Annotated in this window: 1 pseudogene; it reads right to left on the reverse strand. The window is 72.3% G+C overall.

The window, feature by feature from the left end:
- Positions 1–439, reverse strand: a pseudogene (locus ACFQEU_RS17045) (peptidase); the annotation flags it as partial.
- Positions 440–746: the final 307 nt, after the last annotated feature.

Raw genomic sequence — 746 nt, forward strand, 5'->3', positions numbered from 1 at the left:
CGACGGCGATGACCGCCGTGAACCCCGAGCCGAACGGGACGACCGTCGTCACGATCGCCGCGAGCAGGCCGACGACGGCCGCCACCGCGACTGCGCGGAACTCCCCGTAGTAGGCGTCGACTCGCCCCGACTCCGCGGCCAGGAGCCCGATCGCGACGTCCTCGTCGAGCTCGTCGAGCTCGTAGTCGGTGACGAACAGCACCCGCCTGCGCGGTGGACCCCGGACGGCGACGTCGACGGACTCCGACCCGCTCGTCTCGACGATCGCGACCCGGTCGACGTCGAGCCCAGCCGCCTCACGGAGCGCGTCGAGCGCCGCCCGTTCCGGGTCGGTCGGCTCCCGGAGCTCGCGGAACCGGTCGTTGACGATCAGCGGGCCGACCTCGACCGCGAGGAACGCGACGACGCCGACGGAGACGAGGAACGCGGCCGTAAGCATCGGCCGTGTCTCTGGGGCGCGGCCGCTAAAACCACCCGGTCTCGCTCGCCGACCCGACCGATCCCCGTGTCGGTCAGTGCGAGCCCCAGTCCGTCGGTGCGGGTCTCAGTCTGTCAGTGCGTGTCTCAGTCGATCGGCGGTGATCCCGAGCAGCCAGCGTTGGTCTCGAGCAGTCAGCGCGGAACTCCGTCAGCGCGGGACCCGATCGGCCAACGACCGGATCGCCGCTGTGGCCTCGCTGTCCGGTGCGGCGTCGACGACTGGTTCCTCCGCCACGACGGACCGGCCGACGCGCGGGTCCGCGGGC

Origin of the sequence: Halorubrum tibetense, assembly GCF_042661865.1 — an archaeon.
Lineage (GTDB): Archaea > Halobacteriota > Halobacteria > Halobacteriales > Haloferacaceae > Halorubrum > Halorubrum tibetense.